This is a genomic window from Thermogutta sp., from assembly GCF_014359955.1.
In the GTDB taxonomy this organism is placed as follows: domain Bacteria; phylum Planctomycetota; class Planctomycetia; order Pirellulales; family Thermoguttaceae; genus Thermogutta.
Genome location: NZ_JACIYL010000162.1, coordinates 1 through 7,208, shown reverse-complemented (window position 1 = coordinate 7,208; position 7,208 = coordinate 1). Strand labels below are relative to the sequence as shown.

The following is a 7,208-nucleotide window of genomic DNA, read 5'->3' as shown; positions in this document are numbered from 1 at the left end:
AGGGAGAAGGACGGCTCTCAGGCAGGCCGTCTCGTTTTTCGCCGTCTGAGAAGAGCCAGTGCGCCTGCACCGCCAACCAGGGCAACCAGTGTCGACGGTTCCGGAATCGGCTCGATGCTGTATCCCAGTCGGCGGATGAGGATGTCCTGATCGATAGACTTTTTCACGTAAACACCTCCCGCCACCACCTTCTTGATCTGTGGGCTGGGGAGAGAAATCTCCACCGTCTTCCAATCCTCGAACTGTTCGAGATAGACCCATTCATTCCAGATGAGGTTGTTGGCAGCATCAAAGGCCAGGATAAAGCCAATCTCATCTGGATTCGACCCGCCGTAAAAATCGTTCCGGTAAAAGTCCATGGCGACATACGACACGGGACTGTCGAAGACCGCCTGAAGGTTGGCCCATTTTCCCCGCCAGGAGACCTGATCGGTGTCGACCGGTGGGAGAACGTGCCAGCCGAAGAAGTGGATTGTGCTGGGGTAATGGCCTTTGTCATCGACGAGAGCGAGCACCCGACCATCGGGGGGGTTCTGGGTGGTGTTGCCCAGCACCGCGGTGAGTGTCACGAACGGGGGCGTAATTTGTGAGCCCACCGCGTAATCATCAGGGTTCACCCACACGATCCCAGCGTGGGCGTCCTGGCTGCCCCAGAGTGACAGACCAGCAACAACGGCGAACAAACCCAGGACTCGAACCATTCTCATGACTTTTCTCCTAACGCCTCTGAATCTCTGTTCCGGAAGACTTTCTGCCCATCTATCTAACTCTACGCAGCTCATGCGTCTCTGCTAACTGATCCATGTTAATCAAACTTCCGGGTGTGAATCAAGCGAAAATGCAAAACACGCATAGACTGTTGAAAATGCGTGCAGTATATAGCTCGTATGGGGGGTCTACTTCGAGAGGTGGCAACACGTCGATCGCCTTCGATTTCGACAAGTGTCGCCAGAAAAAAGTTCCCCCCAGGTGAACGGGTTGACTGACCGATACTACGTAAACTGCGTGTCTTTCGTACGTTGTGCAACACGCTTATTGTATTGAATCCCTGGATTTCCTTTCGGGGGCACTCCTGCGGCCCGGGCTGCAAAAACTGCCCGGGCTGGGACCGTTCTCCCGGCGAGGGGCGTTGTATATTTAGAGGTGGATCACGAAGATCCGGCGAGCCGAACCGACTCGGGAGTACCAAATAATGCTAATAAAACTAATCAAGAAAGGTGTTGTTTGGGCCTTTGTTGGTCTGCTATTTGCTCTCGCTGCAGGGCTTTCCCCCGCCAGGGCCGAAGAGGCGGGGCGAGTTAAAACGATCACCATAGCGGTTGATCGCTACGGTCCGGTGGATCAGCAAACCCGAGCCGTCCTACAGCAGCAGTTGGCCGAGGCGGTCAAAGTGCTTCAGGCGCAGGCGAACGCCACACGACTCATCGCCAAGCTCATCGGACCGGCCGTTGTACACATTGAGGCAGAGGTCCTCGGCCGACGCGCTCTTCAGCATGGGGCGGCCCGGCCTGTGGAAGAGGCGGGTTCCGGCATCCTGGTCCAGTTGGACGGGAAGACATGTGTTTTTACCAATCGCCATGTCATTGCCGGTGCGACTCCGGATAAAGTTCGGATTTCGCTCGCCGACGGACGGATCATCCAACCGTTAAGGATCTGGTCAGATCCCGAGACGGATGTGGCAGTGATGGAGGTGGGAGTCAGCGATGTCATCACGGCCCCGTTGGGCAACAGCGACGAGGTGGAAATTGGCGATTTCGTCCTGGCATTTGGAAGTCCCTTCGGGCTGAGCCACTCCGTCACATTCGGCATCATCAGCGGCAAGGGACGACGGGATCTGGATCTCGGTGACTCCAACGTCCGGCTTCAGGACTTTCTCCAGACCGACGCGGCCATTAACCCTGGAAACAGCGGGGGGCCCCTGGTCAACCTCAACGGCGAAGTGATCGGCATCAACACGGCCATTGCCAGCAGTTCCGGAGGAAATGAAGGCGTGGGCTTCGCCATTCCTATCAACACGTTTCTTTTTACGGCCAAGCAGCTTGTGGAAAAGGGAGTCGTGACGCGGGCATTTTTGGGGGTCACATTAGATGCGCGGTTTGATTATCAGGCCGCGCAGCAGGCAGGTTTACAACAGCTTGTGGGGACGCGGGTGGTGACGGTCACACCCGACTCGCCGGCCGCCAAAGCTGGGCTCCAGCCCGGCGATATCATCCTGCGGATGGATGGCAAGCTCATTGAAAACGATGCCCACCTCATCACGCTTGTTAACATGAGTGAGGTGGGCAAGGAAGTGACGCTTCAAGTTCTCAGAAACGGCCACATCTTCGATGTCAAGGCCGTCCTGGTGGCTCGTCCGCAAAATCCCAGCCAGGGGTAAATGTTCTATGCATCACGTCCCACGGGTTTAACCGTCGTGGTCTTGCGGGGGACGAGCTTCGGGCAGGGCGGTTCATCGATGGCGATGCCGCACTTCCGTAGAGAGCACGCGATGGCCGTCTTGTGTTCGCCCTGCGCCTGAGTGAATCCGGCCTTGAGGACGCCAATCGCGTTGGGGCCGGCGACGCGTTGCAGGGCCATCCGTACGTCTTCACCGAGATCGGCATCGAGGAGCAACGGCAAAGCCGACGCCTGATCGATCTCCTCATCCTTGATGATTTCCGACAGCATCCACACGATATCGCGGCGGAGCTGAACGGGAAGCCGAGTATCGACCACCATCTCGCCCAAGGTTTCCACCGCTGGACGGCGAAGCTCTTCTCGTCCGGGCGCTCCGACGTAGCGGACAATCTGCCACATGCCACGGTTTGCCGCACGTGAAATTTCCAGCTCTCCCGTGGCCGCAAGATCCGCCAGGGGGCGGAGCGCGGCAGCACCGAGCGGCCCCGCAGCCAGCCAGGCGTCACGTCGGACAAACGGGTCCGGGGAGTTGAGTAGTTCAATCAGTTTTGCGACGGTCAGTTGTTCCATTGTTCGTTTCCCTTTATTGCTACGCTGTTTGTTTTCGACTCAAAAATACCCGCCATTTTTGATTGGCTGTTTCCATCACAGATGGTACGGGTGTCGTTGGGGACGCACCATCAGGCGTCGAGCTTGCTCGTCGCCGATAATTTCCTGTTTGACCGGATCCCAGTGGAGCTTTCGCCCCAGCATGTAGGAGAGATTTCCGAGGATGCAGAGGTAGGCCACTCCCACGCCAGCCTCCACGTTCATGATCGTTTTCTTGCCGGTGCGGATACCCTCGAACCAGTCTTCGAAATGGCCAGGGCTTTTGTAGACATCCTTGGCGCCCGGCGGTGGTACCCACTCGCGGACCTTCTTTTCTACCCAGGTGCCGCCGTCGCCACCCCAATGAACCATGGTACCTTTCTCGCCGCGGTAGACGGCGCCATAACCGGGCCGCGTAATCTTGCCACCCGGCTCTTTCCCCGTTCGTTCCTCCGGCGGGACCGGTTCTCCGGGCTGGTTCCAGGTCAGAATCCAATCGGGATTCTTGAAGACATACGTGACCTTCATTTCCACGCAGGAATCCCATAGACCTTCTTCGGGTGGAGTTCCGGTCGCTTCCACTTCCACAGGGCCTGTACCGTCCGCTCCGAGCCACCACATCGCGCAGCTCATCACGTGGGCACCCCGGTCGCGAATCTGTCCGCCGCCCGATTCCAAAAGCCAGCGAAAGACCCCATGCAAATACCGCTTGTTATACGGCCGCCAGCGCAGCGGGCCGAGCCATAAATCCCAATCCAGTTCCGGCGGCGGGTCGGAATCGGGGGTGTGACTCTTATCGACCGGGCTGGGGTAATGCCAGCAATCGACCCGATAAACCCGCCCGATGTTCCCGTTGACCAGATACCGATGTGCCAGATACGCCTCAGGCTGGGAACGGCCCTGGGATCCGATCTGACTGGCGATCTTGTTTCGCCGGGCCGCTTCGATCATCGCCTTTCCTTCTTCGATGGTGCAACACGCGGGTTTCTCGCAATAGATGTGTTTGCCACATTCGGCAGCATGGACGAATTGCACGCCGTGCCAGTGATCGGGGGTTGCGATCACCACGGCGTCCACGTCCTTGCGTTCCAAAATGTAGCGATAGTCGCGGTACACGTCGGCCTGCGGACCAACGATTTTCGACGCCTCTTCGAGTCGCCTGTCATCGACATCGCAGACGGCCACATGCTCGCACAGACCGGCATCCCTGAGTCCTCTCATTTCGCCGTACAGCCCTCGGCCCCTGCCGCCCATGCCGATATGGGCCACGCGAATCCGCTCATTGGCGCCCGGCTTGCCGTTGGATGCGAGGGCACGGGGGGAAATGAGTTCCGGAATGGCCACGCTTCCGGCTGCCACTGTGACTCCGGCCGTCTTGAGAAAGTCGCGGCGTTTGACTCTTTGTCGGTTACCAGGCATTCGAACTCCTCCATTCAAAGAAACTAGCGATAGAGTGCTGGGGAAGGCTTTTCGCTCTGTTGCGATCGACGGAGTCGTAACTTTATCCGATCGAGCCGCGCGTCGCAACAACCGGAAAGCGTACTCCCGCTCCGTCCAGCCCCCTCTTGAGGGTGGTTTGCTGCTGCAGCTGTCGGGCCCCAGTCACGGAATTCCGTGGCTCGACCGCCGGCGAACGGCTGCTCCCGGAGTTTCGGAGGCCGCCCGCGTGAGCCGAATATTGGTTGCCTGGATTGCCTTAAGGTATTGTCAGAAAATAACTTGCGGCATCGAATGCGCCGTGGGGAGAAGGGGGCGGCAAGTTTGGCGCTCAATTTGCACTAAGCGAGGCAACCCTCCCACCAACGACCCGCCTGAAATGAACTTAGCGCTAGTGGTCAGGAGAGTGTACAATGATCTGTGTCCGAAAATTTCGCAAGCGAGCTCGTTCGGTTGCCCGTCGTCGCGGTCTGCGGCCGAACGTACTTTCTCGAAAAGCCGTATTGAAGATGGACGCGCTCGCTGGACAGCACGATTGGGAAGGTCAGGGTCCGCCCCGGCCGGAGTGGTCGGACGAAGACCTTATTCGCGAGTACCAGACGACCGGTTCTCCCCAGGCCTTTGAGGAGCTGGTCCGCCGGTACGAACGCGAATTGTTCAATTACCTCTGTCAGTACCTGCGCGACCCTGAAATGGCCGAGGATGCGTTCCAGGCTACCTTCCTTCAGGTCCACCGTAAGTGTCATCAATTTGACGCAGGGCGACGATTCCGCCCGTGGTTGTACGCGGTGGCCACAAACCAGGCTATTGATGCCCAACGCCGGAGCCGGCGGCATCGCCTGGTGAGTTTGGATCAGCGAACTTTTGGCCAATTGACCGAGAATGAATCGGGCGCTTTGGTGGACATTGTCGAGGGGGCGGAGCTGGATCCCGAAGAACGACTTGAACTCAGCGAGCGTAAAGAGGATGTACAGCAGGCCCTGGAACAATTGCCGGCGGCTCTCCGGGAGGTGATCCTTCTGGTGTACTACCAGGGGCTCAAATACCGCGAGGCCGCAGAGATCCTGAATATCCCGGTAGGGACTGTCAAAAGTCGCTTGCATTCCGCGATTCGCAAGCTCGAACATCACCTGAAGCTGCCTCAGTCACCAAGCCATGCCTGACCATCCGGAAGCCCAGTTAATCGGCTACCTCCTCGACGCACTGGATGAAGAGGAGCGCGAGCAACTGGAAGCAGAGTTGGCTCAGCGGCCAGGCTTACGGCGGCGCCTTCGGCAGTTGAAGGAGTTTTTCGAGGTTCTCGACAAGACCCGGGAAGAGTGGGTGCCACCGCCGGGTTTGGTGGCCCGCACCTGTGCCCTAGTCGCCCGGGAGCGGCAGCGCCTGGCTCGGCAAAATGGGTGGGGCGGTGCGCCAGTCGTCTCTGCCGGTTCACGCAGCGCCGCGGGACTGGGCCGACGCTCAGGGAAGTTCGGCTTCCAATGGGCACCGCTCGGGGACTACTGGGCGGGCGAACGGTCTTCATGGTCGCTTCTCGATCTTCTTGCCAGTTGTGTTGTTATCCTTTTGCTGGCGGCCCTTTTGCTTCCTGCTCTGGTGGAGACACGATTCCACCATCAGGTTGTCGCCTGTCAGGAAAACCTTCACCGCCTCTACACCGCGCTGGGGCATTACCACACGCTTCACCCGGAGGTTCATCTCGCTGGGATCACCGGGCAGGACGCTCCCTTCCCCGCTGTTGACTTTCCTTCCCTCGAGCATTTTGGGTATACACCGCAATGTTGTCCGGGTTGGTCCGTGAAAAAGGTGGGCCAGGACACGGAGGGGCCAATCGAGGTCGCCAGCCTTGGAGGTCAGATGGGTTACACATCTGACCCGTTCAGTCTAAGTCCCTTCTCATCCCAGATGTATGGCCAAACGGTGGGCCTCCCCACCACGGTCATCTGGCGCGATGCACGCGTGACAAGTGTGTGTGGCAGCCGATCGTGGAATCACATGGGAAGGGGCGAGAATTGGTTATTTGCCGATGGTCACGTCCAGTTCGTTCCCCAGTCTGCTGTGCTTACCTGGGAACGCCCGCCTTTTCAGTCGGTGGTCGAGCAAGTTTCCATCAAGTGACCTCCGAACGCCCCGGTTCATCGACGTTCTGCTTTCCACTGTTTTCTGCACCGGCTGATCGAGCGACGTTGGAAGTTTCCTCAGGAGGCCCGAAGCGATCCCCCGGTTGGAGTCGGTAACCCCGCAGGAACTCGTCGGCGGACATCATCCGCTTTCCTGCCGGTTGGAGTCGCGTGATCACCACACCCCCCTGGCCGGCGGCCACCACGATCCCTGATTTGTCGGCCTTTACGACGGTCCCGGGCGGGACGTCCGGCGGGATTTCGCTGGTCGTGGAAACGGGGCCAAGAATGATTTGGAGCGGAGGCTTGCCCGGCCGATGCCAGTAGGTGAAAGTTTTCGGCCAGGGTTCCATCGCCCGCACCTGATTCCGGATGGCTTCCGCAGGCCGACTCCAGTCCACCAGACCATCGGATTTTTTCAGCCGGGGAGCCCGCGACGCCTGTCGAGGATCCTGCGGCAGGGCCTCCAGGAGTCCTGCTTCCAGGTTGTCCAAAGCCCGGCGAACAAACCAGGCGCCCAGTTTGGCGAGCCGCTGTTCGAGTTCCGGAGCCGTTTCGTCGGGAAGGATTTCGATTTCCCCCTGGGCGATGATGGGTCCGGCATCGACCTGGGGCGTCATATGGATGACGCTCACACCGGTGGTTTTTTCACCGTGATAGATCGCC

Annotated in this window: 7 protein-coding genes; 3 read left to right on the top strand and 4 right to left on the bottom strand. The window is 58.9% G+C overall.

Annotated elements, in window-relative coordinates:
- Positions 1 to 17: 17 nt before the first annotated feature.
- Positions 18 to 707 carry a PEP-CTERM sorting domain-containing protein gene (locus tag H5U08_RS07035; protein ID WP_297031613.1) on the bottom strand — a complete coding sequence of 230 codons (690 nt, stop codon included), beginning with the start codon at positions 705 to 707 and terminating at the stop codon, positions 18 to 20.
- 485 nt (positions 708 to 1,192) lie between these two features.
- Between H5U08_RS07035 and H5U08_RS07030 the strand changes: the two genes are divergently transcribed.
- Positions 1,193 to 2,377, top strand: coding sequence for a trypsin-like peptidase domain-containing protein (locus tag H5U08_RS07030; RefSeq protein ID WP_297031611.1), 1,185 nt, complete (start codon positions 1,193 to 1,195; stop codon positions 2,375 to 2,377).
- Between the two features lie 5 nt (positions 2,378 to 2,382).
- Here H5U08_RS07030 and H5U08_RS07025 read toward each other — a convergent pair whose 3' ends face one another.
- Positions 2,383 to 2,967: a hypothetical protein gene (locus H5U08_RS07025; RefSeq protein WP_297031610.1), complete on the bottom strand. Its 585-nt coding sequence runs from the start codon at positions 2,965 to 2,967 to the stop codon at positions 2,383 to 2,385.
- Positions 2,968 to 3,042: 75 nt separating this feature from the next.
- Complete coding sequence (locus tag H5U08_RS07020) at positions 3,043 to 4,404, bottom strand: Gfo/Idh/MocA family oxidoreductase (protein ID WP_297031609.1); 1,362 nt, start codon at positions 4,402 to 4,404, stop codon at positions 3,043 to 3,045.
- 431 nt (positions 4,405 to 4,835) lie between these two features.
- On the opposite strand from H5U08_RS07020, the gene H5U08_RS07015 reads away from it, so the two are divergent.
- Together H5U08_RS07015 and H5U08_RS07010 are read left to right on the top strand one after the other, a co-directional pair.
- Positions 4,836 to 5,585, top strand: coding sequence for a sigma-70 family RNA polymerase sigma factor (locus H5U08_RS07015; protein ID WP_297031607.1), 750 nt, complete (start codon positions 4,836 to 4,838; stop codon positions 5,583 to 5,585).
- The gene (locus H5U08_RS07010) at positions 5,578 to 6,540 is read left to right on the top strand and encodes a hypothetical protein (RefSeq protein ID WP_297031606.1); all 963 of its coding nucleotides are present in this window, start codon (positions 5,578 to 5,580) and stop codon (positions 6,538 to 6,540) included. The genes H5U08_RS07015 and H5U08_RS07010 overlap by 8 nt, the downstream gene beginning before the upstream one ends.
- Here the strand turns inward: H5U08_RS07010 and H5U08_RS07005 are convergent.
- The coding region (locus H5U08_RS07005; RefSeq protein WP_297031604.1) for a formyltransferase family protein at positions 6,533 to 7,208 on the bottom strand (676 nt) is incomplete at its 5' end. The two genes, H5U08_RS07010 and H5U08_RS07005, sit on opposite strands and share 8 nt — an antisense overlap.